We start from the raw sequence: 25,880 nt of genomic DNA, 5'->3' as shown, positions 1-25,880 counted from the left end.
CATGTGGTCATTTATTCGTATTCGGGTGGACGCCTTCAGGCGCCCCCCGAACGATGCTGCGGTTACAGCGCGGTCACGATTGCCTGGAATGCCGTGTTGATCTGTCCGCCGAGCGTCTTGACAGTGGTCACGATGACCGCAGCGATCAGTGCGACGATCAAACCGTACTCGACTGCCGTTGCGCCTTCTTCGTCGTTGATGAAGCGCTTGGCCGTAGCGATGATGTTTTGCATGTCTAACTCCATTTGATTGATAAATTGGTCACCCCGACCTGCCCGTCTTCTCGTGTGATTCGATCAACGAGTTCGTCGAGCAGGTGATTACTTTTTAGTTGATTTCTCACCGGGGAATTGTGCGCTCAGCAACGTTTATGAACGGTTTGTCTGCGGCGCGCTTTTAGCTAAATCCTCCATTGAACAAAGGCCTTCAGAAACCGATGAACCGCGCGAGATAAGGCTCTCGGGTAAGCGATATCAGGGGAAGCCAGTAGAAAATCAACGAGTATCGGCCACAAGCACGGGTTAGTTCTTATGCAACTTGTAGCAACGCTGGAAACGGCCGGAAACGCTTCCACAATAGGCGGAAGCGTTTCCATTGCGATATCTTAAACTCCCATTTATTTAGGCATCCATATTTTTTTATGCCTGTTTTTAAGCACTATTTCTATCATTCAGTCAAAAAGATTGCCTCTGACCACGAAAATTTTGCTTGACTTAACAACTATCTACACGAAGCAGATACGCACCGACGCAGTGCACCAGCGGATGGCGGACCGATATGAGTGGAATCCCTTACGCGCACACGAGATTGCCCAGCCAGGATGCAGGAGAGCCATGTCGCGGGCTTTTGTAAGTTGGCACACCAAACGTCCAGCACTGTCGTGCAACCGCAACGAGAGACAACACCAACAGACTCGATACAGCACTTACAGACGATTACACATGGGGCACACCTTGCGACCGGTGCTGCTCATACAATCGACGCGTCGAAAGCGTTAGGGAGACAAACGTGAGAAAAGCACGAACGATCATTGCAACGGCGGCCTGCTTGCTGGCTTGCGCTTCGGCTACGGCTTATGCGCACGGAGGCGGGAACGGCGGTGGCAGCGGTGGCGGGAACGGCGGTGGGAACGGTGGTGGAAACGGCCATGGCGCCGCGTTGGGCGCGGGTGTTGGCCATGCGGATGGGATGTCATTTGGCCATATGAGCCACACGGGGTTCAGCAACACGAACAGCCACGTTTCGGCGGACCGTGACAAGGGACTCGCGCGAGCGGGCGACCGGGCGGGACATCACGCGCGCGGCCACAGTCTCCATGCGGACGGAAGGTCGGCAAGTCATATGAGCGAGCGCGGCTTGAGCGAAACGAACAGCCACATCTCGGCGGACCGTGACAAGGGCGACGCCAGAGCGGCAGACCGTTCGGCGTTGCCGTCGCTGCCGCACCTGGCCGACCCAACCTGAGCGACACCGCGCCGAGGAAAAACCAGGGCGCACAGCACAACAAAAAAGCCGCGGATCCAATCGATCCGCGGCTTTCGCGTTTCAGAGCGACCGAAAATCAGACACGCTCGATAGCAATCGCAATCCCCTGTCCCACGCCGATACACATCGTGCAAAGCGCGAAGCGCCCTTGCGTGCGATGGAGCTGATACGTTGCGGTCGTCACGAGCCGCGCGCCGCTCATCCCAAGCGGATGCCCAAGCGCAATCGCGCCGCCATTGGGATTGACACGAGGATCGTCATCGGCAACGCCGAGCATGCGCAGCACAGCGAGCCCTTGCGAAGCAAAAGCTTCGTTCAGCTCGATGACATCGAACTGATCGATGGTCATGTTCAGACGTGCGAGGAGTTTCTGCGTAGCGGGCGCGGGACCGATGCCCATCACACGCGGCGCGACGCCGGCCGTTGCGATGCCCAGCACGCGCGCACGCGGCACGAGCCCGAAGCGCTTGGCGTTTTCCTCATTGGCGAGCAGCAGCGCACAAGCGCCGTCGTTCACACCCGAAGCATTGCCAGCCGTGACCGAACCGTCCGGGCGCACGACGCCCTTGAGCTTGGCCAGCGCTTCGAGGCTCGTCTCACGCGGATGCTCGTCACGCGAGAAAACAATCGGATCGCCCTTCTTCTGCGCAATCGTCACCGCGACGATCTCCTGCGCCAGCGTGCCGTCGGCCTGCGCGCGCGCCGCCTTTTGCTGGCTGCGAACCGCAAACGCATCTTGATCGGCACGGCTCACGTTGTAGTCGACCGCGACGTTCTCGCCCGTTTCCGGCATCGAGTCCACGCCGTATTGCTGCTTCATCAGCGGATTGACGAAGCGCCAGCCAATCGTCGTATCGTAGATCGCGGCATCGCGAGCGAAGGCGCTCGCCGCCTTGCCCATGACGAACGGCGCGCGGCTCATGCTTTCCACGCCGCCCGCAATCATCAGCCCGGTTTCGCCGGACTTCAGCGCGCGCGCGGCAATGCCCACAGCGTCCATGCCGGAACCGCACAGGCGGTTCACCGTCGAGCCCGGCACGGCTTGCGGCAAGCCAGCCAGCAGCGACGACATGCGTGCGACGTTACGGTTGTCCTCGCCTGCCTGGTTCGCACAACCGTAGATGACGTCGTCGACCGCCGTCCAGTCCACGTCCTTGTTGCGCTCCATGAGCGCCTTGAGCGGCACGGCGCCGAGGTCGTCGGCGCGAACCTGAGCAAGCGCGCCCGCGTAGCGGCCGATAGGCGTGCGAATCGCGTCGCAGATGAATGCTTCCGTCATGTGAGTCTCCTTTCGATCGCAGGCTCTTGATGCGATCCCATGCCAAGATGATTGAGATTGACTGACTGCGCGGGCGAAAATGGGAGATCGAACGCGCACGTCCTCGTGCGATTTGTTCGACTAGCGAACCAATGATCGTTAATCGAACAATTTGACGGCCATAATAGGCGCGTCCTGGGACGGGTGTCAAGCACGCGGACATGTGGCGCCAAAAGCGAAAAAGCCGCACAGGGCGAGTGCCCGTGCGGCTTCGCGAGTTCAGGCGGGCGCGAAGCGCCGGCCAGTGCGTCTAACGCTTAACGCGACATCATGAGCATGCCGACGTTGTGCATGACCCAGATCGTGCCGAAGATCAGGAATGCGGCGGCCAGCACCGTGTACGCGAGCGACAGCACGTTCCAGCCCTGCCCCGGCGACGTGTTCAGATGCAGGAAGAACACAAGGTGTACGACCACCTGCACGAAGGCGAGCACGGCGATCGCGATCATGGCCGTGGTGGCGTCGAGTGAGCCGTGCAGGACAACGCCGAATGCGCCGGCAGTCAGCAGCACAGAAAGAATGAAGCCCGCCACATAGCTGCCGAGGCTGCCGTGCGACTCTGCATGAGCATGAGATTGAGCCATTTAGAGCACGCTCCCCAGATAGACAAAAGAAAACACGCAGATCCACACCACGTCGAGAAAGTGCCAGAAGAGGCTCAGGCACGTGAGGCGGCGGATTTCCTGCTCGCCGAGCTGCCGCGCGCGAACCACCTGGATCATCATCACGAGCATCCACACGAGGCCAAAGAACACGTGCAGGCCGTGCGTGGCGACAAGCGTGAAGAACGACGAAAGGAACGCGCTGCGTTGCGGGCCGGCGCCTTCTGCGATCAGGTGCGAGAACTCGCGCAGTTCGAGCACGAGGAACGACGCCCCCAGCACGAAGGTGACGGCGAGCCAGCCGAGCACCATGCCGTTCTTGCGCTGCTGCGCGCCGAGCATCGCGAAGCCGTATGTGATGCTCGAAAGCAGCAGCACGGCCGTTTCGAGCGCAACACCCGGAATATCGAACAGGTCCTTGCCCGTCGGGCCGCCCGCGAACTGGTGGCCCAGCACGCCGAACGTGGCGAACAGCGCCGCGAACAACACGCAGTCGGTCATCAGGTAGACCCAGAAGCCGAATACCGAGTGCGACTCAGGATGATCGTGGTGATCGAGTTCGGCAAGGGTTGCCGCATTGGTTTTCTGCAACATCAGATTGCCTCCTCGGCGACCAGGTCACGCTTGGCCACGGCGACGCCGGTGCCGAAGCGCCGTTCCTCGATCTCGCGGACCTTCGCGGCCGGAATGTAGTAACCGTCGTTCTTGCCAAAGCTCTTGATGATGATCGTCAGCACAATGCCGACGAAGGCGAGCACCGCAAGCCACGTGATGTGCCAAACGGCGGCAAAGCCCAGCACGAGGCTAAGAATGCCGATGATGAGGCCCGCCGCCGTGTTGGACGGCATATGGATGTCCGTGTATTTCGCGGCGAGCCCGTACCCGCGGCCCGTTTCCTTCATATGCGCGAAGGCGTCGATCTCCTCAACCTGCGGAATGATCGCGAAGTTGTAGACCGCCGGCGGCGAGGACGTTGCCCATTCGAGCGTGCGGCCGTCCCACGGATCGCCATTCACGTCCTGGCACTCAGCCTTGTTGCGGTTCACGAAAGCCATCACCCACAGCAGGACCTGGAACACGATGCCGAGCCCGATGATCGCTGCGCCAATGGCGGCAACGACGAAGTACGGATGCCATTCCGGCACGTCGTAGTGATTCGTGCGGCGCGTGGCGCCCATGAAGCCGAGTACATAGATCGGCACGAAGGCCACGTAGAAGCCGATGAACCAGCACCAGAACGACGCCTTGCCGAGCTTTTCGCTCGGCTTCAGGCCAAACACCTTCGGGAACCAGTACTGCAGGCCCGCGAGGTAGCCAAACACCACGCCGCCGATAATGGCGTTATGGAAGTGCGCGACGAGGAAGAGCGAGTTGTGCAGCACGAAGTCCGCACCCGGAATCGCCATCATCACGCCGGTCATGCCGCCGATCGAGAACGTCACCATGAAGCCGATGGTCCAGAGCACCGGCGCGGTGAAATGGACGCGGCCGCGATACATCGTGAACAGCCAGTTGAAGATCTTCACGCCGGTTGGAATGGCGATGATCATCGTCGCGATGCCGAAGAACGCGTTGACGTCGGCGCCCGAGCCCATCGTGAAGAAGTGGTGCGCCCACACGAGGAACGCCAGCACCATGATCGCGCACGAGGCGTAGACCATCGTCTTGTAGCCAAACAGCGGCTTCTTGCAGAACGTGGCCATCACTTCCGAATAGATGCCGAACGCAGGCAGCACGAGGATGTACACCTCGGGGTGGCCCCACGCCCAGATCAGGTTCAGATACAGCATGGCGTTGCCGCCGCCGTCGTTCGTGAAGAAGTGCGTGCCGACGTAGCGGTCGAGGCCAAGCAGCGCCACGGCGATCGTGAGGATCGGGAACGTGGCCATGATGAGCACGTTCGAGCACAGCGCCGTCCACGTGAACACCGGCATCTTCATGAGCGTCATGCCCGGCGCGCGCATCTTGATGATCGTGACGAAGAAGTTCACGCCCGTGATCAAGGTGCCGACGCCGGAGAGCTGGACCGCCCAGATGTAGTAATCCACCCCCACGTCCGGACTGAACTGCAACTCGGAAAGCGGCGGATACGCAAGCCAGCCCACCTTCGCGAACTCGCCAATCACGAGCGACAGGTTAATGAGGATCGCGCTGAACACCGTCATCCAGAACGAAAGCGAGTTCAGGAACGGGAACGCCACGTCGCGCGCGCCGATCTGCTGGGGCACGACAAGGTTGAAGAAACCGACCATGAGCGCCATCGCCATGAAGAAGATCATGATGACGCCGTGCGCCGTGAAGATCTGGTCGAAGTGGTGTGGCGGCAGGTAGCCGGGCGAATTGAACGCCAGGGCCTGCTGCACGCGCATCATGACCGCGTCGGTGAAGCCGCGCACGAGCATGAGCACCGCCACGATCATGTACATCACGCCAATGCGTTTGTGGTCCACGCTGGTGAGCCACTCGGTCCAGATGTACTTCCACTTGCCAGTCACCGTAACGAGACCGAGCGCGCTGATCACGATCAGCGCCATGAACGCCGCCGCGATCACAATGATGGGCTGATCGAACGGGATCGCCTCTAATGTGAGTTTTCCGAACATGCTGCTTACCCCTTGGTCACGCAAGACGGGTCAAAATTCGTGACGTGCCCGTTGTTGTACTTCGCGATGATGTTATTGAAGAGCTTCGGGTCGACGGTCGAGAAGTACTGCACCGGCGCCTTCTCCTGCGGCTTCGCAACCGTTGCGTACTCGTCCATCGAAAGCTGGGTGGACGACGCCTTCACCTTCTGCACCCACGCGTCGAAGTCCTGCTGGCTCGTGGCGAGCGTGCGGAACTTCATGTCCGAGAAGCCCTTGCCGCTGTAGTTGGACGAGAGACCGTCGAAATCGCCTGCTTCGTCGGCGATCAGGTGCAGACGCGTTTGCATACCCGCCATGGCGTAGACCTGGGTGCCCAGCTGCGGGATGAAGAACGAGTTCATCACCGCGTCCGACGTGATGCGGAAGTTGACCGGCGTGCCCACCGGCACTGCAAGCTGGTTCACCGTGGCAATGCCGAGGTCCGGGTAGATGAAGAGCCACTTCCAGTCGAGCGCGACGACTTCGACGTTGATGGGCTTCACACTCGACTCCAGCGGCTTGTACGGGTCGAGTTCGTGCGAGGTGCGCCACGTGAGGATGGCGAGGAACAGAATGATCGCGGCCGGAATGGCCCAGACCACCACTTCGATCGCCGTGGAGTGGGCCCACTTCGGCGCGTAGGTCGCGTTGCGGTTCGAAGCGCGGTAGCGCCACGCGAACACGAGCGTCAGGATGATCACGGGCACCACGACCAGCAGCATGGCCCACGTGGCCGTGAGGATGAGCGACTTCTCGGCCGCGCCCACGCTGCCCTTCGGGTCCAGCACGGCGAAATTGCCGCTGCACCCCGCAAGAGAAACGAGCAGCCCGCTGCCGAGGGGGATTAACCACCTTTTAAAGGCTTTTCTGTCTTTCATGTTTGCCTGTTCTTCCGTTGTCCACCAAAACGCGAAACACCCAACACATTTGCATCGCAAAATCGCCACGCAAAATGCACCCGTATCGTATTCAGCGCGATTCTACGGAAAGCACCAATCTCAAAATTTGATCTTTGCTAAGGATTCGCGAGCGGGACAAAGCTCGCCCAGGCAAGCGCGACGGAAAGCCGCAATTATCTTTCTAATAGCTTTCATACCGAGAACGGCCGCTGCACGGCGGTTTCAGCACGACGCCCTGTGCACGCGCAGGCAAAGAAGGGGATCGAAGTGATGCGCGGAGCTGCCGACGAATTGTCAGAAAATATGCCAATTCATTCGAATTTCGACGTCGCTTTTATCCTGATTTTAATGTCATGACATGCCAATATTCAGACTTAAATAATCGGCTCATACGTCAATATTTTTCGACCACAGTTAATTGACTGAAATCAAATAATTGAATGTCAATTGATCCAATGTGCGCATTTGACGCATGTCATGGCACGCCGTGCGATCGACGTTTGCTCGGGCGCCCCGCCCCGAAGGTTTGTGCCCCCTTCAACCCCGCCGCTTGTTGGCGAAACCGATCGCTTGCGCTATCTTGATAGCCTCCCAAGCGCCGCAGCAAGATCGACCGCCACGCCCATGAATTCCGCTTCCAGTGCCTCGCCAAACCGCTCCGCCGACCAGCAGGAGATCCCCGAAAAGCCGGGCGACTCCTATGTGCAGTCGTTCGCGCGCGGGCTTTCGGTCATCCGCGCGTTCAACGCCGAGCATCCGGAGCAGACCTTGACCGACGTCGCCGCCGCCACGGGCCTCACGCGCGCCGGGGCGCGCCGAATTCTGCTCACGCTGCAGACGCTCGGCTACGTCGAAGCGGAGGGGCGGCTCTTTCGCCTCACCCCGCGCATTCTCGACCTCGGCTTCGCGTACCTCACGTCGATGCCGTTCTGGAATCTCGCCGAGCCGGTGATGGAGGCGCTTTCGCAGGAGGTGCACGAGAGCTGCTCGGCGGCTGTGCTCGACCGCACCGAGATCGTCTACGTGCTGCGCGTGCCCACGCACAAGATCATGACGATCAACCTCTCGATCGGCAGCCGCCTGCCTGCGTATTGCACCTCGATGGGGCGTGTGCTGCTCGCCTCGCTCGACGACGCCGCGCTCGACGAAACGCTCGGCTCCTCGCCGCTCTACGCGCATACGGCGCGCACGGTCACCGACGTTGGCGAACTCAAGAAGATCATCGCGCAGGTGCGCCAGCAGGGCTGGGCGATCGTCGATCAGGAACTGGAAGGCGGGCTCATCTCGATCTCCGCGCCCATTCGCAACCGGCAAGGCCGCGTGATCGCCGCGATGAACATCAGCGGCAACGCGCAGCGCACTTCCGCCAAGCAGATGGTGAAGACCTTCCTCGATCCGCTTCAGCAAGCCGCGGCGCGCGTGTCCGGCATGGTCGCGCGGCGCACCTGAAGGCGACTGTTCGCCGCTTCCCGCAACTTCTCGCAACTGAGCGCGCCACCCGGCGCGCTCGAAGCCATTTCAGGCGACCTCGGCAAACACCTGCACGAGCCAGTCCGCGAAAGCGCGCACGCGCAGCGACAGCTGGCGGTTCTGCGGATACAGCACCGAAACTGGCAACGGCGGCGGCGGGTGGTCAGGCAGCACCACGCAAAGCTCGCCGCTCGCGAGCAGTTCGCGCACGCGATAGCGCGGCACCTGCACGATGCCGAGCCCCGCCAGCGCGCCTGACGTGTAGAGTTCCGCGCCATTCACGGCCACTGGACCCGGCAGCGTCACGTTGAGGACACCTTCGGGCGTCGTGAATTCGAGCGGAAGTGCACGGCCCGTCGCCGGCGAAACATAGTTCACGGCCCGATGGCCTGCGCGGCCAGGATGTTCCGTGCGTGTGCCCGCGAGCGCCTCGATCGACTCCGGGTCGCCGTGCCGTTCGAGATACGCGGGGCTCGCACAGGTCACCTGCTCGAGCAGCGCCACGCGCCGCGCGATCATCGACGAGTCGGCCAGTTCGCCCGCGCGCAGCACGCAGTCCACGCCCTCGCGCACGAGATCGACGAAGTGGTCGCCCGAGCCGATAAAAAGCTCGATGCGCGGGTAGCGCGCGAGAAAGTCGGGCAGGCGCGGCATCACGAAATACTGCGTGAGCGTGCCCTGCATGTTCACGCGCAAACGCCCCTGCGGATCGGTGTCGCGAAACGCCTCCTCGGTTTCCTCGAGGTCGGCGAGCAGGCGCATGCAGCGCTGGTAATAGGCGTCGCCGTCGAGCGTCGGCTTCACCTGGCGCGTGGTGCGCTCGAGCAGGCGCACGCCCAGGCGCGCTTCGAGACGCTTGATCGAATTGGTGACCGTCGCGCGCGGCAGGTTCAGATCCTCGGCCGCCTGCGTGAAGCTGCGGCGGTCGACGATGCGCGTGAAAATCTGCATCTCCTGGAAACGGTCCAAGGGCATTCTCGTTGAGTTCTCGGGTCGCCTGAATCTTCTCACGGCAACCGCACCCAACCAAAAATCCCCCAGCCCGTTCGAGCCCTTAAGCGGCTGTTAAGCGCGGCGCTGGCTACCCCGCCGCCGCCTGCCGCACGAGTTCGACGAACGCCTCGCCCGCTTCCTCCAGATGCCCGGAGTTGTCGATACGCGCGAACGCCGCGCCCGCCGGCACCTCGAACGGCGCGCGCCGCGCGAGGCGCGCCGCAACCTGCTCGGGCGTTTCGCGCGCGCGGGAAGCGAGGCGCGCGGCCAGCACGTGCTGCGCGGCCTCGATATGCACGAGCGTCATGCGCGGGTAGCGCTCGAACGCCTCGCCGGCGTAGGCACGCGAGCCGTTCACCACGACGGTGCAGCCAAGCGTCATCCACTGGTCGATCTCGACGCCCACGCCATAGTGCAATGCATGGCTGCGCCATTGCAGCGCGAAGAGGCCGCGCTGCGAGCGCGCCTCGAACTCGGTTTCGGTGAGCGCGACGTGGTTCTCGCCGCCGCTGTCCTCGCGCGTGATGTAGCGATGCGCGAACACGACGTCCTGACCCGACAGGCGCTCGCGCGCGTACCGCAGCAGCGTGTCCTTACCCGCGCCCGAAGGCCCCATTACGTAGATCAGACCGCCCTTCATGCGCGCTCCCCCGCGAACGGCAGGCGGCGCCACAGCGCGAACGGCGCGCCCGGCTCGGGTTCGACGAAGAGCGCCGCGCCCTGCACCGGCAGCGGGCCGGCATCGCGCATCTGCGTGTTCCAGGCATCGACGAGTTGTGCGCACGTTTGCGCGTCGTTCAGCGAATCGGATAGCGTCATGTGAAAGCGGAATTCTTCGAACACGTACGGGTAGCCCCACTCTTCGACGTACGCGCACTGGCGCGACGTGAGCGGCGCGTCCAGGCGCTTCGCAAGTTCGGCGGGCGTTTGTGGAGCGCGCAGCGAACCGAGCGCGCGCAGTGCGTTGGCAGCCAGTTCGCGCAATGCGGTTTCGCCGGCATCGTCGGGGCGCAACGCCACGAAACGGCCGAGCAACGCCGCCTCGACGTTGGCTTCGAAGCGCGCCTGCTCCTGCGCCCACTGCTGCGCGGCGGCAAGGAGCGCCGTGGGCGTGACGCCTCGCGCGAGACGGAACGGCGGCACGAAGGTGCCGTGCCAGCCATAGCGGCGTGGCGCGACCGTGAGCGTTTCCAGCGGCTGCGGCAAGCCGGTGAGCCACGGCGGCGGCGCGAGGGTGTCGCCGGTTTCCGGATCGCGGCCAAGCCACGCGCAGCCCGCCTGCCACCACACCGACTCGCGCGGCGGCGCATAGTAAAGCGCGAAGCGCGCGGCGGAGCGGAAGGCTTCGTGCAGCACGCTCATAGGTCGTGCTCCACCATCAGCTGCACGCGGTCGGCGGCGAAGTGCGTGACGCCGTACTTGATCGGCACGCCGTCGAGATCGACGTCGACGTTCTCGACCCACAGCACCGGCTGCTGCCGGTTGATGTTCAGGCGGCGCGCCACTTCGGCATCGGGCAGCACGCTGCCAATACGGCTCCACTTGCGCAGATAGTCCGTCACGCCGTATTCGGCGAGGGCCTTCGACGTACTGTCGACACGCTCCATGACGACGGGCAGATCGGCGAAGCGCGCGGCGGGATACCAGCTGCGCGCGTACGTGAGCGGCACGCCATCCGACTCGTGCAGCGTTTCGAGCCGGTACACGAGCGCGCCCGCGCGCAGCCCGAGCGCCTTGGCGACCGTGGGGTCCGCCTTGCCGCGCGACGACGCGAGCAGCTTGCCCGCCGCCGCATGCTGATGACGCTTCAGATTCTCCGTAAAGCGCGTGCGCTTGCCGATGGTGTAATCGATTGCGCCGGGCTGCACGAAGGTGCCGCGCCCCTGCTCCACGCTCACGAGGCCCAGCGCCGCGAGGCCCAGCATCGCGCGCCGCACCGTGTGGCGGTTCACGTCGAAGCGGCGCGCAAGCTCGCCCTCGCTAGGCAGCCGGCCGTCTTCGCCAAAGCCCTTCGCAGCGATCTCAGCCGCGAGGATCTGTTCGATCTGCCGCCACACCGCCACCCCCGCGCCGCGCTCAAGCAGGCTGGACGGCGCCTCGTCGTTCGATGTCATGGTGCTGTCATTCCTCTCGGTTCCAATAGCGTTTTGTGCATTGTAGTGCGCAGGGCGTGATGGAAATATGAAAACCTCCGTTGCGCTCGCGTTGGACGACTGTACCACTAAACGTCTAGACGTTTAGATGAATAGATGGTTCAATCGATGTGCAGACCCGTGCTGTTCGCCAGGCGCAGTTGCCATGTTCGTTCTCACCCGTTCACGACACAGGAACTCCGATGAACGCTTCCTCCACCCCATCCTCCGCGGCGGCCACCCGGCGCGCATGGATGGCCGTTCTCGCGCACACCCCGCGCGCCGAGCTTGAAGCGGCGCTCAGCGACGCGCTCGCCGGCGCACCCGAGCCCGCTTTCGACTGGCTGCGTCCGCCACAAACCGGACTTGCCATGGTGCGCGGGCGCATTGGCGGCACCGGCGACGCCTTCAATCTGGGCGAAGCCACCGTCACGCGCGCCACGCTGCGCCTGCGCGACTCAAACGCCAATGGCATTGAAGGCGCCGATGCCAATGCGCCCGGCCCGGTCGGCGTGGCCTGCCATCTGGGCCGCGATAAACGCCGCGCCGAGCTGGCCGCGCTCGCCGACGCGCTGCTGCAATTGCCCGCACGCCACGACCAGTTACGCGTGCAGCTGATCGAACCGCTCGCGGCGCGCCTCGCCGCACGACGCGACGCACGCCGCGCCGACGCCGCCAGCACGCGGGTCGAGTTCTTCACGATGGTTCGAGGTGATGCATGAGCAACGAACGCAATGCCATGACGCCCGATTTGCTCGCGGCGCTCGCGCCCGGCTTCGGCGATCCCGTTCACGACACGCAGACCGTGTTCCGCACACTGCTCGACGCGCTCGCGCGCCCCGGCACGATCGGCGTCATCGAAACGCCGCTGCCCGCGGCCACGGCGGCGAATGCCTCGCCCGCGCGCGCCGGCCTCGCCGCCTTCGCCTCGCTGCTCGCACTCGCGGATTACGCCACGCCGGTCTGGCTCGCCCAGCCCGACGCCGCGCTCGCGGCCGCGCTGCGCTTTCACGCAGGCGCGCCGTTTGCGCAGGAAGCGCGCGAAGCCGCGTTCGCCTACGTTCATAACGCGGCCGCGCTGCCGCCGCTCGAAGCCTTCGCGTGCGGCACGCCCGAATCGCCGGAGCAGTCGGCCACCGTGTTCGTGCGCGTCGATTCGCTCACGGGCGGCGCGCCGCTCACGCTGCGCGGCCCTGGCATCGAAACGACCTGCAGCATCGCGCCCGCCGGCCTGCCCGAGCGCTTCTGGCGCGAACGCGCCGCCCTCGCGCCGCACTTCCCGTGCGGCATCGACTTCTATCTCGTGTGTGGCGACCGTCTGATGGGCCTGCCGCGCACCACTCTCGTGGAGATGCACTGATGTACGTCGCCGTCAAAGGAGGGGAACGCGCGATCGAAGCGTCGTGGCGTCTGCTCGACGAAGCACGCCGCGGCGACACGCGCGTGCCCGAGCTGAGCGTTGCGCAGATCCGCGAACAGATGCGCCTCGCCGTGGCGCGCGTGATGGCCGAAGGTTCGGTCTACGACGAAGAACTCGCCGCGCTCGCGATCAAGCAGGCAGCAGGCGATCTCGTCGAAGCGATCTTCTTGCTGCGCGCCTATCGCACCACGCTGCCGCGCTTTGGCTATACGCAACCGGTCGAAACGGAAAACATGGTGGTGGAGCGCCGCATTTCCGCGACCTTCAAGGATGTGCCCGGCGGCCAGGTGCTCGGCGCGACCTACGACTACACGCAGCGCCTGCTCGACTTCGCACTGCTGGCCGAAGGCGACAGCGTGGAGACCGCCACGCCCGAGGCGCCGCGTGCCACGCCGCCCGAAGAAGCCATGCCGCGCGTGGTCTCGCTGCTCGACAAGGAAGGCCTGATCGAACAGGAAACGCGCTCGCCGCAAGCGCGCGAACCCGGCGACCTCTCGCGCGAACCGCTGGCGTTCCCCGCCGACCGCACGGTGCGCCTGCAGAATCTCGCCCGCGGCGACGAGGGCTTCCTGCTCGCGATGGGCTATGCCACGCAGCGCGGCTACGCGCATTCGCACCCGTTCGCGGGTGAAATCCGTTTTGGTTCGGTCTGCGTAGAAATGATGCTGGACGAACTCGATGAACCCGTCGAAATTGGCGAGATCGACCTGACCGAGTGCCAGATGATCAACCAGTTCGCGGGCGCGAAAGACGTGCCGCCGCAATTCACGCAAGGCTATGGCCTCGCGTTCGGGCACGCGGAACGCAAGGCCATGGCGATGGCGCTCGTCGACCGCGCGCTGCGCGCCGAGGAGCTGGGCGAGACGATCGCCTCGCCGACTCAGGACATCGAATTCATGCTCTCGCACAGCGACAACGTGGAAGCCTCGGGCTTCGTTCAACACCTGAAGCTGCCGCACTACGTAGATTTTCAGGCGGAGCTGGAACTCGTGCGCAAGCTGCGCGCGCAGCACGAAAGCGGCGCCGATGTCGACGCCGAAGCGCAAAACAAGGAGGCCGCATGAACGCGCCCGATACCTTGCAATCTCCCGCAGCCGAACTCGCGTCGCACGAAACACAGGCCGTCTCGGGCTATAACTTCGCGTACCTCGACGAGCAGACCAAGCGCATGCTGCGCCGCGCGCTGCTCAAGGCCGTGGCCGTGCCGGGCTACCAGGTGCCGTTCGCCTCGCGCGAAATGCCGCTGCCGTATGGCTGGGGCACGGGCGGCATTCAGGTGACGGCGGCCATCATCGGCGCGAAGGACACGCTCAAGGTCATCGACCAGGGCTCGGACGATACCACGAACGCCGTGAACATCCGCCGCTTTTTCGCGCGCACCACGGGCGTGGCCACCACGCGCCGCACGAGCGAGGCGTCGATCGTCCAGACGCGGCACCGCATTCCGGAAACGCCGCTCACCGACAAGCAAATCCTCGTGTACCAGGTGCCGATGCCCGAGCCGCTGTTCCGGCTGGAACCGCGCGTGGCCGAATGCAAGAAACTGCACGCGCTCGCCGACTATGGCCTCATCAGCGTGAAGCTTTATGAGGACATCGTGCAGCACGGCAGCATCGCCACGACTTACGACTACCCGGTGACGGTGAACGGCCGCTATCTCACGTCGCCCTCGCCGATTCCGAAGTTCGACAACCCCAAGCTCCATATGAACGCCGCGCTGCAGTTGTTCGGCGCGGGCCGCGAGCGCCGCATCTACGCGATTCCGCCTTACACGCCGGTGAAGAGCCTCGACTTCGACGACCATCCGTTCGAAGTGCAGCGCTGGGAGCATGCATGCGCGTTGTGCGGCTCGCGCGAAAGCTTCCTCGACGAGATGATCGTCGACGACGCGGGCAAGCGCATGTTCGTGTGCTCGGACAGCGACTACTGCCATGATCGTCGCGACCATATCGATGCGCACGCAACGAACGAAGCAGGAGAAAACGCATGACGCCGCTGTTAAGCGCAAGATCGCTCACGAAGCAGTACGGCGGCCGCAACGGCTGCCGCGACGTGAGCTTCGACCTGTATCCCGGCGAGGTGCTATGCATCGTCGGCGAGTCGGGCTCGGGCAAGACTACGCTGCTCAACGCGCTCGCGCTGCGCACGGAGTCCGACTCGGGCACGCTGCACTACACGAACGCGAATGGCGAAACGCTCGACCTGCGCACGCTTTCCGAGCCGCGCAGGCGCCTGCTTGCACGCACCGAATGGGGTTTCGTGCAGCAGAATCCGCGCGACGGCCTGCGTGCCGGCGTTTCCGCGGGCGCCAATATCGGCGAGCCGTTGATGGCCGTGGGCGCGCGCCACTATGGGCAGATCCGCCACACGGCGCAGCAATGGATGCAGCGCGTGGAGCTGGACGCCCAGCGCATCGACGAATTGCCCTCGGCGTTTTCGGGCGGCATGCAGCAGCGCCTGCAAATCGCACGCAACCTCGTCACGGGGCCGCGCCTCGTGTTCATGGATGAGCCCACGGCGGGCCTCGACGTGTCCGTGCAGGCGCGCCTGCTCGACCTGCTGCGCACGCTCACGGGCACACTGCATCTTTCAGTGCTGATCGTCACGCACGACATTGGCGTGGCGCGCCTGCTCGCGCATCGCCTGATGGTGATGCAAGGCGGCACGGTGGTCGAATCGGGCCTGACCGACCAGGTGCTGGACGACCCGCAACATCCCTATACGCAGACGCTGGTGGCCTCCGTGCTGCCGGTCTAGGATGATCGACATGACTTTCACTTCATCATCGGCTGAATCGTCGGCGGCGCGCGAATCCCGTGGCACGCGCGCGTTCATCGAACGCCCCGCGCTCATGCTGCGCGCCGAAGACGTGCGCAAGACCTTCACGCTGCACGGCCAGGGCGGCATCGGCATCGAAGCGCTCGCAGGCGTTTCGCTCGACGTGGAGCGCGGCGAATGCGTCGTCCTGGTCGGGCCGTCGGGCGCGGGCAAGAGCACGTTTTTGCGCTGCCTGTACGGCAACTATCTCGCGAGCGGCGGCTCGATCGCGATCCGCGACGAGGGCGCGCCACTCGAGCATCTGGAGATCACGGGCGCGGCGCCTCACGACATCCTGCGCCTGCGCCGCAACGTGGTGGGCTACGTGAGCCAGTTTTTGCGCGTGATTCCGCGTGTGAGTGCGCTCGACATCGTGGCCGCGCCGCTCGTTTCGCGCGGTGTGGAGGAAGACGAAGCGCGCGAGCGCGCGCAAACTCTGCTTGCACGCCTGAACGTGCCGCAGCGCCTCTGGCCGCTCGCGCCCGCCACGTTCTCGGGCGGCGAGCAGCAGCGCGTGAACATCGCGCGGGGCCTGATCGCGCAGCACCGCGTGCTGCTGCTCGACGAACCCACGGCCTCGCTCGACGCGGAAAACCGCGAAGTCGTCGCGAGCCTGATTGGCGAGGCGCGCGAGCGCGGCGCGGCGATCGTCGGCGTGTTCCACGACGAGGACACGCGCGAGCGGGTCGCCACGCGCGTGCTCGAACTCACCGCGCCGCGAGCGAGCGCAAACGATGCGCCGCTCACCGCTGCAGCCTGAATACCGCCTGAACGGCACAACCCGATATCTGATACGGAGCCTGACGATGTTGATCAAAAACGCTCGCATCGTGACGCGAGACGAAGTTTTCACCGGCACGCTTAGCGTGGAAGACGGCAAAATCCGCGACATCTCGCGCGGCTCGACCGCCGCGAGCGAAGCCGAAGACTGGGAAGGCGACTTCCTGCTGCCCGGCCTCGTCGAACTGCACACCGACAACCTCGAAAAGCACCTCGCGCCGCGCCCCGGCGTGCACTGGAACACCGACGCCGCATTCGTCATTCACGACGCGCAGATCGCTGCCGCCGGCATCACCACGGTCTTCGACGCGCTCGCCATCGGCACGCGCCTCGCCGTGGGCGTGCGCGGCCGCGACGTGCAGCTTGCGAGCGCCAACGCCCTCAAGCGCTTTTCCGAGCGCAACCTGCTGCGCGCGGAGCACTTCCTGCATCTGCGCTGCGAAATCGCCACCGAAGACGTGATCGAGCTATTCGACACGCTCAGCGACCACCCGCTGCTGCGCCTCGCCTCGGTGATGGACCACACGCCGGGCCAGCGCCAGTGGCACGACCGCGAGCAGTGGCGCAAATTTCAGGAGCGCCACGGCAAGTGGACCGACGAGCAGACGAACACCATGCTCGCCGAAATGGCCACTGAGCAGGAGCGCTACGCCGACGCACACCGCCTCGAAATCGTGCAGCGCTGCCGCGTGCGCGGCATCCCACTTGCGAGCCACGACGACACGCTCGTCGAACACGTCGAGCAGGCCGCCGCCGAAGGCATCGTGCTCGCCGAGTTCCCGACCACGCGCGTCGCCGCCGAGGAAGCGAAAAAGCGCAGCATCGCGACGATCATGGGCGCGCCGAATGTCGTGCGCGGCGGCTCACACTCGGGCAACGTCTCGGCGCTGGAACTGGCGCAGGCCGACCTGCTCGACATCCTCTCGTCCGACTACGTGCCGTCGAGCCTCCTGACCGCCGCGTTCGACCTCGTGACCAAGGCAGACTGGACACTGCCGCGCGCGCTCGCCACGGTCTCGTGGGAACCCGCGAGCAAGTCGGGCCTGCACGACCGCGGCGCGATCGAGCCTGGCCTGCGCGCGGACTTCGTGCGCGTGACGATGCTCGACACGCTGCCCGTGCCGCGCGCGACGTGGCGCGCAGGTGTGCGCGTGGTCTGACGCAGTCCTCGCGGTGCAACCGCTCATTCTGCTGCACCGCGACAAAAACGGCGCGCCGGTTGGCTTCATCCAGACCGAAAGCCGACGGCGCGCCATCGATTCGATTTCAATCTCCCTTCATATCGTTGACGACGCCGCGCTCACGCCGCCTCGCATTCCTCCGACTGTTGCGGCCGAGCATCGTGCAACCCCTCTAAAGCGCCTCGCAACGGCCCGCCCGTACTGGCTCGTACGCCTTATCCCACAAGGCTTTGCGTTAAATCGTACAAGCGCACGGGCGTACACTTAGCGGGTCACTTTCCCGCTATCCGGTATTACACTAGCGACGCAGCAATTTTGACCTGGTAAGCTTGCCGCGCTTTGCTGGCTGCAGGCTGGCGGGTCCAACAATAATCCAGCGCGAGCCGCGCCGGAAAATGCGCCTTGGCGGCACGACCGCACGCGGCGCGCCCTGAACCATCTCGAGGAGTACCCATAGTGAAGAAACTGCTTGCCACCCTCTCGGTTGCCCTGCTCGCCGTCTCGGCCGGCGTCGCCCACGCGAAGGACTGGTCCACCGTGCGTTTCGGCGTCGACGCCAGCTACGCACCGTTCGAATCCAAAGCACCCGATGGCAAGCTGGTCGGCTTCGACATCGACCTCGGCAACGAAATCTGCAAGCGCCTGAACGCCAAGTGCGTGTGGGTCGAGCAAGACTTCGACGGCATGATCCCGGGCCTGAAGGCCAAGAAGTTCGACGGCGTGCTCTCGTCGATGACGATCACCCCGCAGCGCGAGCAGCAGATCGCCTTCTCGGCGAAGCTGTTCAACACGCCGACGCGCCTCGTCGCCAAGAAGGGCTCGAGCCTCGCGCCGAGCGCTGACTCGCTCAAGGGCAAGTCGGTTGGCGTCGAACAAGGCACGATCCAGGAAACCTATGCCAAGGAAAACTGGGCACCGAAGGGCGTGAACGTCGTTCCTTACCAGAACCAGGACCAGGTCTACGCCGACCTGATCTCGGGCCGTCTGGACGCAGCGCTGCAGGATGAAGTGCAAGCGGATCTGGGCTTCCTGAAGACCCCGCGCGGCGCTGGCTTCCAGTTCGCCGGCAAGGAAATCCCGACGGGCGCCGCCGCTATCGGCCTGCGCAAGGAAGACGCCGACCTGAAGACGAAGATCGACAAGGCGATCGCCGACATGATCAAGGACGGCACGTACAAGAAGATCGAAGCCAAGTACTTCGACTTCGACGTGTACGGCGGCTAAGCACCCTAAGCACCGCATCGCGCCGGCGCTGCATCACGGCGCACGAAGCCCGGACTAGCGTCCGGGTTTTTTCTTTTGCGGATTTTTATTTCGGATTCCGTATTTTATGGGCGATGCCGGACATGCGCTCGGGCGGGCTGGTTCCGGCGCTGCGCTGAATCGGCTAAGATCGGTCTACGGCCCCTGCGTGTTCCTGCGGGGCCACATTCACTCCAACACCTTTTGCGGGCCGACGCGCCTCGCGCATTCATCATGCAAACCCGAAACCACCCGTTGATCGCGCCCGCCCTCGGTACCGCGCGGGAACTTGTCAGTTTCCACTACGGCAAAGCCGGCGCTAACCAGAAGGTCTACATCCAGTCCTCGCTGCACGCCGACGAGCTGCCGGGCATGCTCGTCTCGTGGGCGCTGCGCCGCAAGCTCGCGGAGCTGGAAGCCGCGGGCCGCGTGCGCGGCGAAATCGTGATCGTGCCGGTGCCCAACCCCGTGGGCCTGAATCAGCACTGGCTCGGGCACATGATCGGCCGCTTCGAATCGAACACGGCGCAGAACTTCAACCGCAATTTCCATGAGCTCACCGCGCTCGTTATGCCCAATATCGAGGCGCGTCTCGGCTCCGACGAAGCGGCGAACCGTACGGCCATCCGCGCGGCCATGGGTGAAGCGCTGGCCACGCAGCAGCCGAAGACCGAACTCGATTCGATGCGCCTCGCGCTCCAACGCCTTTCGTACGACGCCGACGTCGTGCTGGACCTGCATTGCGACTGGGAAGCCGCCATGCACATCTACACGAACCCCGAGCTGTGGCCCGATGTTGAACCGCTCGCGCGCTATCTCGACGCGAAGGCGTCGCTCCTCGCGCTCAACTCGATCGGCAATCCGTTCGACGAGATTCACAGCTTCTGCTGGTCGGAGCTGCGCGAACATTTCGGCAAGCGCTATCCCATTCCGTACGGCTCGATTTCGGTCACGGTCGAGCTGCGTGGCCAGCGCGACGTTTCGCACGAGCTCGCCGAACACGACGCCCAGGCCATCGTCGACTATCTGATCGGGCGCGGCGTGATCGAAGGCACGGCGGCGCCGCTGCCGCCGCTCGCCCATGTGGCCACGCCGCTCGCGGGCACGGAGCCGATCGTCGCGCCTGCCAGCGGCGTGCTCGTGTTCCGCGTGGATTGCGGCACGTGGGTGGAGCGGGGCGCGGCAATTGCCGATGTCATCGACCCGCTCGCCGACACTGTGACAACGCTGCACGCGGGCGTGAGCGGCGTGATGTACGCACGCCACAGCGCGCGCTTCGCGACGGCCGGCATGGAAGTCGCACGCATTGCCGGTGAAAAGCCCATTCGCAGCGGCTCGCTCCTCTCGCTGTAACGGCAACGCCTTACCGTAAAAGGGCTCGCACCACCGGTGCGAGCCCTTTTTTCATGAGCTTTCCCCGTCATTTCAATTATTTCGGATAGCTAATTTCAAACTTCCATGAATCGATGGCAATCAGCCATGTAAAGCGCGCATTGATCGGCCGTTAATGCGTTCTTGAGATTAATCAATTCCAACTTGAAGCCAGATTCAAAAGATCGATTAACCCGGCAAATAGAAGAAAGCTTAGAAAAAAATTTTATATGGCCGAATGCCGCAATTCGGCCTTTCAAATTGACAGCAAAATCGGCCGCAAACCCTGTATCGGCGGGCTTCATGCGCCGTTCTCCCCGTGCGCAAGCCGTGTGTCGCATCCACACAACAGAACGACGACAATTTCCCTACAAAGCCTTACTGTCACATTCCTTTCGTTGTCGACCCTTAAATTGCAGCCCGTCGCATTGACCGGCCCATAAGAGGCTGGAGTAGTCATCTTTCCTTTACCCGGAGAAACAGTTGAAAAAGAAAATTCTGACCACCGCTATTCTTGCCTCGATTGCAGGCGTTGCCCACGCACAAAGCAGCGTGACGCTGTACGGCGTGATCGACGCGGGTGTGAACTACATCAGCAACGTGAAGAATGCGACGAACGGCAGCTCGCATCAGTTCTCGTATGGTGACGGCGTAGCTCAAGGCAGCCGTTGGGGCCTGCGCGGCACGGAAGACCTGGGCGGCGGCCTGAAGGCGATCTTCGTGCTCGAAAACGGCTTCAACAGCGGTAACGGCACGGCTGGCCAGGGCGGCGCGATGTTCGGCCGTCAAGCGTTCGTCGGTCTGACGCAATCGAACATCGGTTCGCTGACGTTCGGCCGTCAATACTCGTTCAACACGGACATTCTCGGCTCGCAGTACTCGACGGGTGGCAACACGGTTTCGGGTAACTGGGCCTACCACTTCAACGATATCGACCAGCTGACCTCGAGCCGCATCAACAATGCGGTCAAGTTCCAGAGCGTGAACTTCTCGGGCTTCACGTTCGGCGGTCTGTATGGCTTCTCGAACTCGACCTCGTTCGCCGGCGCACCGGCAACGGGCACGACGGCCAACCCGGTCGCCGGCTCGTCGCGCGCATACAGCTTCGGCGCGAACTACGGCTACGGCCCGTTCAGCCTCGGCGCTGCGTACACGAACATCACGTACCCGGGCCAGACCACGCCGTCGACGACGACGACGATCGCCAACGTGCCGCAGGGCACGCTGCGCGACCTGCGCTCGTTCGGCGTGGGTGGCCGCTACATCGTCGGCCCGGCAACGCTGTGGGCCCTGTGGACCAACACGCTGCTCTCGCCGATCGCCGGTTCGTCGACGCTCTACAACGCGTACGAAGCAGGCGGCAAGTACGCCTTCACGCCGGCTCTGTCGGCAGGCCTTGGCTACACGTACTCGCGCACCTCGGGCAGCCAGACGGCTCACTGGAACCAGGTCAACGCATCGCTTGACTACGCGCTCAGCAAGCGCACCGACGTGTACGGCCTCGTGTCGTACCAGGACGCGTCGGGCACGCTCGCGAACGGCCAGAAGGTTCAGGCGCAGATCGGCGACTCGGGCTCGAACATTTTCCAGCCGTCGGGCACGGGTTCGCAGGATCAAGTCGCGGTTCGCGTCGGTATCCGCCACAAGTTCTAAGCAACAGCGGCAGCCGGCGGCTCATCCCGCCGGCTCTGCTCGGCGCGCCGCAGCGCACGCTGCACGCCGCGCCTTACCGGACGGGGCATCCCTTGGGATGCCCCGCTTTTTTTGGTTCATCGCAGTTCTGCCGCGGCGCAAGGGCAAAACCGGCGGACGCTGGACGCCCTTCGTCACGCCTTCTTGACGAACTCCGACTTGAGGCTCATCGCGCCAAAGCCGTCTATCTTGCAATCGATATCGTGGTCGCTGTCCACCAGGCGGATATTCTTCACTTTGGTGCCCATCTTGATCACGCCACCGGAACCCTTGAGTTTCAGGTCCTTGATGACCGTGACGGTATCGCCGTCCTGAAGGACATTGCCCGCCGAATCGCGATACACCCTGCCCGCCGTTTCGGCCGGCGCGGCGGCTTGCCGCGACCATTCGTGCGCACACTCCGGGCAGATGTAGACGTCTCCATCTTCGTAGGTGAACTCGGAATTGCATTTCGGACAGCGTGGCAATGCGCTCATGGTGAATCCCTGGTGCCGACGGGGGCAATAAAAGCGCGCAAGTATAGCGGCTGGCCATGCGCGCGGCCTGCGACGTTATGCCCGCCACGGCCCCACCCTGGCCCCGCTTCTGGTACGCTGCGCTCTCTCACCTCGCAGCTATCGAACCGATGGAACTCCCTTTCAACGAAGCCGCCGTCTCGGTCACGCGCAACGCGCTCTCCGCAGCCGGTCAGGTCTTCCCCATGCGCGACATCGAAGACGTGCGCATCGTCATCGGGCGGCGCAGCCGCGCCGTGCCCATCGCGATCAGCCTCGTCGGCGCCGCCGGCGCTGTCGTGGGCGGCGTGCTCGGCTCGGCGGCCGGTCTCGCGTGCGGCGTGATGGTGATCGTGGTGGGCTGGCTCGCGTGGCTCTGGCAAGAGGCCATCCATCGGCTCTATGTCGTGACGGGCGGAGAATCGCGCGAGGCAGTCACGAGCCTCGACCCGGCATTCCTCGAACGCGTGGTCGAGGCAGTACGCATCGCCAAGGCCGCGCAAGCGGCCCAGGCCGAAGGCGGCACGACGCGGCCAACGGCGCCCTGATTCTGCCGGTGGCGCGGCAGACCTGCCCCTCACTCCATCTCGATCGATTTCACGTGCCAGATATCGCGGGCGTACTCCGCGATCGCACGGTCCGATGAGAATTTCCCCATTCCCGCCACGTTTTCGATCGCGCTCGCGGTCCACGCCGGCACGTCCATGAAGCGCTGGTCGGCGGCTTCCTGGGCCTCGATGAACGCCGAGTAGTCGGCCAGCACGAGGTAGTGGTCGCCCCAGTCCACGAGCGTGTGGAAAATATCCGTGTAGCGCGCAGTATCTTGCGGCGAAAAGAAGCCCGTGCGGATCTGGTCGAGCGCGCGGCGCAACTCGGCGTTTTCCTCGTAGACCTGGCGCGGCCGGTAGCCCGCGCAACGCAACTGGTCCACCTGATCGGACGTGTGCCCGAAGATGAAGATGTTGTCCTGCCCCACGGCCTCGCCGATCTCGATGTTCGCACCGTCCAGCGTGCCCATGGTGAGCGCGCCGTTGAGCGCGAGCTTCATGTTGCCGGTGCCCGACGCTTCGGTGCCCGCCGTCGAGATCTGCTCCGAAAGGTCCGCTGCGGGTATCAGCATTTCGGCCACGCTCACACCGTAGTTCGGCACGAACACCACCTTGAGGCGATCGCCCACCACGGGATCGTTGTTGATCTTCGCGGCCACGTCGTTGATGAGGTGAATGATCATCTTCGCCATGCGGTAGGCCGAGGCGGCCTTGCCCGCGAACAGCACGACGCGCGGCACCCAGTCGCGCTCCGGCGCTTCCAGAATGCGGTTGTAGCGCGTGATCACGTGCAGCACGTTGAGCAACTGACGCTTGTACTCGTGAATGCGCTTGACCTGCATGTCGAACAGCGCGTCGGGATTGAAGACAATGCCCGTGCGCTGCAACGCGCGGTGTGCGAGGCGCACCTTGTTGCTGCGCTTGGCCGCGCGGAACGCGGCTTCGAACGCGGCATCGCCACGCAGCTTGCGCAGCGCGCCCAATTCGAAGAGATCGCTGCGCCAACGCGGCCCGATCGCTTCGTCCACGAGGTGCGCGAGTGGCGGGTTCGCCTGCGCGAGCCAGCGGCGCGGCGTGATGCCGTTGGTCACATTCGTGAAGCGGTCGGGAAAAAGGCGCGCGAAGTCGGCGAAGATATCGCGCGTCATCAGTTGCGAGTGCAACTTCGAGACGCCATTCACCTTTTGGCTCGCCACGATCGCGAGATAGGCCATGCGCACGCGGCGCTGGCCGTATTCGTCCACGAGCGAGATGCGGCGGATCTGGTCGAGATCGTGCGCGCCGCGGTCGCTCGCTTCGCGCAGGAACGCCGCGTTGATGTCGAAGATGATTTCGAGGTGGCGCGGCAGCAAACGCGCCAATAGTTCGACGTCCCAGGTTTCCAGCGCTTCGGGCATCAGCGTGTGGTTGGTGTACGAGAACACGCGGCGCACGTGGGCCATCGCATCGTCCCACGGCAGATGATGCACATCCACGAGCAGGCGGATCAATTCAGGAATCGCCAGCACCGGGTGCGTGTCGTTCAGGTGCACCGCGACCTTTTCGGAGAAACGCCCGAAGGTGCTGTGCGTGCGCAGATAGCGGCGAATCAGATCCTGCATCGTCGCCGAGACGAAGAAGTACTCCTGGCGCAGGCGCAATTCGCGCCCGGCCATCGTCGAGTCGTCGGGATAGAGCAGCCGCGAGACGTTTTCGGAGATGTTGCGCGATTCCACCGCGCGCTGATAGTCGCCCTGGTTGAACGCCGAAAGATCGAGTTCTTCATCCGCGCGCGCGGACCACAGCCGCAGCGTGTTGGTCGCGCTCGTGGCGTAGCCCGGAATCACCGTGTCGTACGCCATGGCGTTCACATGCTGCGTGTCGACCCATTCCACATGCCCGTTGCGCTGCAAGGTGCGGCCGCCAAAATGCACGGGGTACTGGACCTCGGGCCGCGGAAACTCCCAAGGGTTGCCGTAGCGCAGCCAGTAGTCGGGCGCTTCGACCTGCTCGCCGTTCACGATCTGCTGGCGGAACATGCCGTAGTCGTAGCGAATGCCATAGCCAAAGCCCGGAATGCCGAGCGTCGCCATCGAATCGAGAAAGCACGCCGCCAGCCGGCCGAGGCCGCCGTTGCCGAGCGCGGCGTCGGGCTCGTAATCGAGCACGGTCTCCATGTCGACGCCCACGCTCGCGAGTGCCTCTTTCATCTGCTCGTGAATGCCGAGCGCGATCAGCGCGTTCGAGAACGTGCGGCCGATGAGAAACTCCATCGACAGGTAATAGACGCGTTTGACGTCCTGATCGTACTGGCGGCGCGTGGTGATCATCCAGCGCTCGACGAGGCGGTCGCGCACGGCGAGCGCCGCGGCGTGCAGCCAGTCTTGCGGACGCGCCGTCACGGCGTCCTTGCCGACACCGTACATCAGGCGATTGGAGAGAGAACGGCGCAGCGCTTCGACGCTGCTTTGCAACTGATCGAACTCGAGACCGATGGCTGTCATCGACGACTCCTGTCGAAGAAGCAGAGCGTCCCAAAATGGTGCAGGACGCGCGGTTGTTCCGGGCCTGCGCCGCGCGGGGCGGAACGGGACGATGACGCATCGGCGTCGCGGCGCAAAAGGCCGGCACCGCTCGCCAGCGAGCGCAGATCAATTTGCAGAGTAGTGCATTTTCAAATCGTGTGCGGCGGCGCGCAAATCGCTCGCGGACCCTGGCCGCCCGGCAGGCGGAACCCGCCGACCGCCTCGATCCCTTGCCATGCGGACGGCTCCGCGCGCGCAGCGCGGCGGCACGCGTGCGCGTGACGGGACTGGCAGTTAGTTGCGATATG

Annotated in this window: 25 protein-coding genes; 12 read left to right on the top strand and 13 right to left on the bottom strand. The window is 64.1% G+C overall.

What is annotated here, in order from left to right; all coding sequences use genetic code 11:
- Window positions 1-62: 62 nt before the first annotated feature.
- The 6 genes from U5A58_RS14120 to cyoA all read right to left on the bottom strand — a co-directional run bounded on the left by U5A58_RS14120 (window position 63) and on the right by cyoA (window position 6,907).
- A complete protein-coding gene (locus tag U5A58_RS14120) occupies window positions 63-233 on the bottom strand; it encodes a Flp family type IVb pilin (protein WP_321961860.1) in 171 nt (56 codons plus the stop codon).
- A 1,328-nt stretch (window positions 234-1,561) separates the two neighbouring features.
- The gene (gene pcaF, locus U5A58_RS14110) at window positions 1,562-2,764 is read right to left on the bottom strand and encodes a 3-oxoadipyl-CoA thiolase (RefSeq protein WP_321961858.1); all 1,203 of its coding nucleotides are present in this window, start codon (window positions 2,762-2,764) and stop codon (window positions 1,562-1,564) included.
- A gap of 296 nt (window positions 2,765-3,060) precedes the next feature.
- Entirely contained in the window at window positions 3,061-3,387 is a 327-nt protein-coding gene (cyoD, locus tag U5A58_RS14105; RefSeq protein WP_158760926.1) for a cytochrome o ubiquinol oxidase subunit IV, read from the bottom strand.
- Window positions 3,388-3,999, bottom strand: coding sequence for a cytochrome o ubiquinol oxidase subunit III (cyoC, locus tag U5A58_RS14100; protein WP_321911501.1), 612 nt, complete (start codon window positions 3,997-3,999; stop codon window positions 3,388-3,390). It lies immediately after the preceding gene.
- Window positions 3,999-6,008, bottom strand: coding sequence for a cytochrome o ubiquinol oxidase subunit I (gene cyoB / locus U5A58_RS14095; RefSeq protein WP_321961857.1), 2,010 nt, complete (start codon window positions 6,006-6,008; stop codon window positions 3,999-4,001). The genes cyoC and cyoB overlap by 1 nt, the downstream gene beginning before the upstream one ends.
- A 5-nt stretch (window positions 6,009-6,013) precedes the next feature.
- On the bottom strand, window positions 6,014-6,907 hold the full coding sequence (cyoA, locus tag U5A58_RS14090) for a ubiquinol oxidase subunit II (RefSeq protein WP_321961856.1): 894 nt from the start codon (window positions 6,905-6,907) through the stop codon (window positions 6,014-6,016).
- Between the two features lie 645 nt (window positions 6,908-7,552).
- Here cyoA and U5A58_RS14085 point away from each other — a divergent pair.
- The gene (locus U5A58_RS14085; RefSeq protein WP_321911506.1) at window positions 7,553-8,377 is read left to right on the top strand and encodes an IclR family transcriptional regulator; all 825 of its coding nucleotides are present in this window, start codon (window positions 7,553-7,555) and stop codon (window positions 8,375-8,377) included.
- A 69-nt stretch (window positions 8,378-8,446) separates the two neighbouring features.
- Here U5A58_RS14085 and U5A58_RS14080 read toward each other — a convergent pair whose 3' ends face one another.
- The 4 genes from U5A58_RS14080 to phnF all read right to left on the bottom strand — a co-directional run bounded on the left by U5A58_RS14080 (window position 8,447) and on the right by phnF (window position 11,505).
- Complete coding sequence (locus tag U5A58_RS14080) at window positions 8,447-9,367, bottom strand: LysR family transcriptional regulator (protein WP_321961855.1); 921 nt, start codon at window positions 9,365-9,367, stop codon at window positions 8,447-8,449.
- 112 nt (window positions 9,368-9,479) lie between these two features.
- On the bottom strand, window positions 9,480-10,031 hold the full coding sequence (gene phnN / locus U5A58_RS14075; RefSeq protein WP_321934077.1) for a phosphonate metabolism protein/1,5-bisphosphokinase (PRPP-forming) PhnN: 552 nt from the start codon (window positions 10,029-10,031) through the stop codon (window positions 9,480-9,482).
- Complete coding sequence (locus tag U5A58_RS14070) at window positions 10,028-10,753, bottom strand: DUF1045 domain-containing protein (RefSeq protein ID WP_321961854.1); 726 nt, start codon at window positions 10,751-10,753, stop codon at window positions 10,028-10,030. Before U5A58_RS14070 ends, phnN begins: the two co-directional genes overlap by 4 nt.
- Window positions 10,750-11,505 carry a phosphonate metabolism transcriptional regulator PhnF gene (gene phnF, locus U5A58_RS14065; protein WP_321911513.1) on the bottom strand — a complete coding sequence of 252 codons (756 nt, stop codon included), beginning with the start codon at window positions 11,503-11,505 and terminating at the stop codon, window positions 10,750-10,752. Before phnF ends, U5A58_RS14070 begins: the two co-directional genes overlap by 4 nt.
- A 221-nt stretch (window positions 11,506-11,726) precedes the next feature.
- Here phnF and phnG point away from each other — a divergent pair, with 221 nt between their 5' ends.
- From phnG to U5A58_RS14020, 9 genes are all read left to right on the top strand, one after another.
- Entirely contained in the window at window positions 11,727-12,245 is a 519-nt protein-coding gene (phnG, locus tag U5A58_RS14060; RefSeq protein WP_321961853.1) for a phosphonate C-P lyase system protein PhnG, read from the top strand.
- Entirely contained in the window at window positions 12,242-12,883 is a 642-nt protein-coding gene (gene phnH, locus U5A58_RS14055) for a phosphonate C-P lyase system protein PhnH (RefSeq protein WP_321911515.1), read from the top strand. Before phnG ends, phnH begins: the two co-directional genes overlap by 4 nt.
- Window positions 12,883-14,007 (top strand): carbon-phosphorus lyase complex subunit PhnI, encoded by a 1,125-nt coding sequence (locus U5A58_RS14050; RefSeq protein ID WP_321961852.1) that lies wholly within the window; start codon window positions 12,883-12,885, stop codon window positions 14,005-14,007. Before phnH ends, U5A58_RS14050 begins: the two co-directional genes overlap by 1 nt.
- Complete coding sequence (locus U5A58_RS14045; RefSeq protein WP_321961851.1) at window positions 14,004-14,933, top strand: alpha-D-ribose 1-methylphosphonate 5-phosphate C-P-lyase PhnJ; 930 nt, start codon at window positions 14,004-14,006, stop codon at window positions 14,931-14,933. Before U5A58_RS14050 ends, U5A58_RS14045 begins: the two co-directional genes overlap by 4 nt.
- Window positions 14,930-15,700: a phosphonate C-P lyase system protein PhnK gene (gene phnK / locus U5A58_RS14040; RefSeq protein WP_321961850.1), complete on the top strand. Its 771-nt coding sequence runs from the start codon at window positions 14,930-14,932 to the stop codon at window positions 15,698-15,700. The genes U5A58_RS14045 and phnK overlap by 4 nt, the downstream gene beginning before the upstream one ends.
- Before the next feature lie 10 nt (window positions 15,701-15,710).
- Window positions 15,711-16,520 (top strand): phosphonate C-P lyase system protein PhnL, encoded by an 810-nt coding sequence (gene phnL / locus U5A58_RS14035; protein WP_321961849.1) that lies wholly within the window; start codon window positions 15,711-15,713, stop codon window positions 16,518-16,520.
- Window positions 16,521-16,566: 46 nt separating this feature from the next.
- Entirely contained in the window at window positions 16,567-17,700 is a 1,134-nt protein-coding gene (locus tag U5A58_RS14030) for an alpha-D-ribose 1-methylphosphonate 5-triphosphate diphosphatase (protein ID WP_321961848.1), read from the top strand.
- A gap of 477 nt (window positions 17,701-18,177) precedes the next feature.
- Window positions 18,178-18,945, top strand: a complete 768-nt coding sequence (locus tag U5A58_RS14025; protein WP_321911524.1) for an ABC transporter substrate-binding protein — start codon at window positions 18,178-18,180, stop codon at window positions 18,943-18,945.
- A 252-nt stretch (window positions 18,946-19,197) separates the two neighbouring features.
- Window positions 19,198-20,316 (top strand): succinylglutamate desuccinylase/aspartoacylase family protein, encoded by a 1,119-nt coding sequence (locus U5A58_RS14020; protein WP_321961847.1) that lies wholly within the window; start codon window positions 19,198-19,200, stop codon window positions 20,314-20,316.
- A 95-nt stretch (window positions 20,317-20,411) separates the two neighbouring features.
- On the opposite strand, the gene U5A58_RS14015 is transcribed toward U5A58_RS14020, so the two are convergent.
- The gene (locus U5A58_RS14015) at window positions 20,412-20,639 is read right to left on the bottom strand and encodes a hypothetical protein (RefSeq protein WP_321961846.1); all 228 of its coding nucleotides are present in this window, start codon (window positions 20,637-20,639) and stop codon (window positions 20,412-20,414) included.
- Between the two features lie 178 nt (window positions 20,640-20,817).
- Here U5A58_RS14015 and U5A58_RS14010 point away from each other — a divergent pair, with 178 nt between their 5' ends.
- Window positions 20,818-21,987, top strand: a complete 1,170-nt coding sequence (locus U5A58_RS14010; protein ID WP_321911528.1) for a porin — start codon at window positions 20,818-20,820, stop codon at window positions 21,985-21,987.
- Between the two features lie 173 nt (window positions 21,988-22,160).
- On the opposite strand, the gene U5A58_RS14005 is transcribed toward U5A58_RS14010, so the two are convergent.
- Window positions 22,161-22,502, bottom strand: a complete 342-nt coding sequence (locus tag U5A58_RS14005; RefSeq protein WP_321911531.1) for a zinc ribbon domain-containing protein YjdM — start codon at window positions 22,500-22,502, stop codon at window positions 22,161-22,163.
- A gap of 149 nt (window positions 22,503-22,651) precedes the next feature.
- Here U5A58_RS14005 and U5A58_RS14000 point away from each other — a divergent pair, with 149 nt between their 5' ends.
- Complete coding sequence (locus U5A58_RS14000) at window positions 22,652-23,068, top strand: DUF6232 family protein (RefSeq protein ID WP_321934070.1); 417 nt, start codon at window positions 22,652-22,654, stop codon at window positions 23,066-23,068.
- Window positions 23,069-23,097: 29 nt separating this feature from the next.
- Here the strand turns inward: U5A58_RS14000 and U5A58_RS13995 are convergent, their stop codons facing one another.
- Entirely contained in the window at window positions 23,098-25,551 is a 2,454-nt protein-coding gene (locus tag U5A58_RS13995) for a glycogen/starch/alpha-glucan phosphorylase (protein WP_321961845.1), read from the bottom strand.
- Between the last annotated feature and the right edge of the window lie 329 nt (window positions 25,552-25,880).

The sequence above is a fragment of the Paraburkholderia sp. J7 genome, assembly GCF_905220155.1.
Lineage (GTDB): Bacteria > Pseudomonadota > Gammaproteobacteria > Burkholderiales > Burkholderiaceae > Paraburkholderia.
This window is presented reverse-complemented; position numbering and strand designations above follow the sequence as displayed.